This window comes from Paenibacillus darwinianus (assembly GCF_000598065.1).
GTDB lineage: Bacteria > Bacillota > Bacilli > Paenibacillales > Paenibacillaceae > Paenibacillus_I > Paenibacillus_I darwinianus.
The window spans coordinates 54,115-56,763 of the sequence record NZ_KK082133.1 but is presented as its reverse complement, the minus strand read 5'-3'; the positions used below and the strand labels follow the sequence as shown (position 1 = coordinate 56,763).

Here is a 2,649-nt window from a genome sequence, read left to right as displayed (position 1 = left end):
CTCCGTCTGTTTTATCCCGGTAACGAAATGTAACCCTTTTTCCATCATACGCTTCTATCCGGCTAACCGCTATCGCGGGTCTTCTCATGTAACGTCCGATGTATCCAAGCTGCTGTTTCACGTTCCCTTTCTGTTTCGGGGCATGCACATAGAAACCTTCCCCGTTTTCGGAGTAGGCTTTTTGCAAACGGGATTGCACTTGCTTTTTCTCTTGCTCGCTTAGCTTTCGGCGTATGAGTTTTAATACGACCGTCTGCCATTGTTTGCGCAGCATCTCGAACGGAATGAAATCGTACGTTTTCCACTCGCCGTTCTTCTTCATTCCCCCCATCGTTACGAGCATGTGTACATGAGGATTGAAGTTCAGCCGTGCCCCAAAAGTATGCAACCCAGCTATAATTCCGGGAGTTACCTTGTGCTTCTTCTCAAAATACGCTTTGACGACACGAACAGCCTCATCCATAAATTCTTTGAGCAATTTTTCCCGATGGAGCAGAAATACTTCGCGCAATCCTTCGTCTATCGTGAAGACGACATGGCGGTGGTTAACTCGGAATACATCCTGCTCAAGTAACCTTGCCCACTCTTCTGTCTCTCCGCATGAACATGTCGTACAGAATCTCCCTTTACAGCGATACGGAACAAGCCGCAGGTCATGGCATCCTTCGCAAACCAGCAGCTTAAAGCCATTTCGGGGATCTCCACATTTGCGAAACTTCTCCACTTCCTTCAGAACATTGGGACGAAGCTTATCCTTGTGTTTTTCTGCAAATCGGTCCCAATGCCCATGCTCATCAAAGAAGATTCGTTTCAACATGTTCGTTTCCATACCCTAACCTTACCAAAAACAAAAATAAGGCGGAAGACCTCCCCCCCGAAAATTTATAAATTCTGGCGTGTCAAAAAAGCCGACGCTGGCAAGCGTCAGGCTTCAAAGCGTGATCGATTCAGTTCTGCATGACGAAATCTTGCGCGACGTCGTCCGTTTCGTTATAAACCTTGAGCAGCTCGTAGCGCGTATTGCGCTGCGCGGGAATTTTGCCGCACTCGCGGATGAGCTGGAGAATCACCCCGATGTTGACCTTGTGCGTCGTTCCGGCAGCGGACACGACGTTCTCCTCGATCATCGTGCTGCCGAAATCGTTGCAGCCATAACTCAGCGACAGCTTGCCGACCTCCGGCCCCATCGTTACCCAGGATGACTGGAAATTGTCGATGTTGTCGAGCGTAATCCGGCTGATCGCCAACGTCTTGAGGTATTCCTCCGGTGTCGCCTTCTCCCGCTTCATGTTCGTGTTGTCCGGCTGGAACGTCCACGGGATGAAGGCCAGGAAGCCTTTGGACGCGTAGCCGTTCGCAAGGCACTCATCCTGCGCGTCGCGCACCCGGTGCAGATGCAGCGCCCGCTCTTCCATCGACTCGCCGAAGCCGATAACCATGGTCGCCGTCGTGTTCATGCCGATCCGGTGAGCCGTCTTCATGACGTCCATCCAGTCGGTCCAAGAGCCCTTCAGCTTGCTGATCTTGCGGCGGGTCCGGTCGTCCAGAATTTCCGCACCGCCGCCCGGCAGCGAGTCAAGTCCCGCCTCATGCAGCGCGCGGACCACTTGCTCGAGCGTCAGGCCGTCGGAAACGTCCTTCATCTTATGGATTTCCGCCGGCGAGAACGAATGCATCGTAATATCCGGAAACCGCTGCTTGATCGCGCGCAACAGATCGGTGTAATAGCTGAACGGCAGGTTCGGGTTCGTGCCGCCCTGCATCAGTATTTCCGTTCCGCCGACGTCCATCGTTTCCCGGATTTTGGTGAAAATCGTCTCGTCCGGCAGGACGTAGCCCTCTGCCGAACCCGGCGGCCTGTAGAAGGCGCAGAAACGGCAGTAGACATCGCACACGTTTGTATAGTTAATGTTCCGGCCGACCACAAATGTGGTAATCGGCTCCGGATGGCGCCGCAGCATGAGCTGGTTGGCGACATGTCCTATTTTCTCGATCTGATCCGATTCGAACAGCGCCGTCGTATCCTCCACGCTGAGCCGTTCTCCAAGCAAGGCTTGCTCCAGTATGCGGTCCACTTGACTCATATCGTTCGGACCCCTCCTTCTTCCGGGAGCCTAACGCTCCCTCTCTGCCTCATCACAATGAGACTTACTATAATAAGTATATTAGCACAAAAAGGCCCGCTCAGTCACCTGAGAGGCCTCGATTCGCGAACCGCTTCGGCGAAGCGGCCGAGCGCCTCGACCAGCAGCGCACGCCGGCATGCGACATTGACGCGCAGGAATCCTGCGCCCTGCTTGCCGAACACGGAGCCTTCGCTGAATGCGACGCCCGCCCGCTCGAACATCAACCGCTTCAGCTCCTGCGGATCCTCCGAAACGGCGCGGCAATCGAGCCAGACCATATAGGTCCCTTCCGGCCGGATCGGCTTCACTTCGGGAAGGTGGCGCTCCAAATAATCGAGCAGCGTCTGCAGATTGCCTTCCAAATAAACGAGCAGCTGGTCCAGCCACTCATCGCCATGCGTGTAGCTGCTGACAACCGCGGTCAAGCCGAAAAAGCTTTCCATATGCAGCGACAGCGTCTTGAGCGCACGGTTGTACTTTTGTCTGTGCGGCTCGTTCGGTATAATGACCGACGCCGCCTGCA

Annotated in this window: 2 protein-coding genes and 1 pseudogene; all 3 read right to left on the bottom strand. The window is 54.5% G+C overall.

From position 1 onward, the window contains the following. On the bottom strand, positions 1 to 829 hold an 829-nt coding region (locus BG52_RS15145), incomplete at its 3' end, for an IS91 family transposase (protein WP_036666801.1). Between the two features lie 118 nt (positions 830 to 947). After that, on the bottom strand, positions 948 to 2,084 hold the full coding sequence (gene mqnC / locus BG52_RS02700; protein ID WP_036584782.1) for a cyclic dehypoxanthinyl futalosine synthase: 1,137 nt from the start codon (positions 2,082 to 2,084) through the stop codon (positions 948 to 950). Between the two features lie 104 nt (positions 2,085 to 2,188). Then, positions 2,189 to 2,649: pseudogene (locus tag BG52_RS02695) on the bottom strand (cystathionine beta-lyase); the annotation flags it as partial.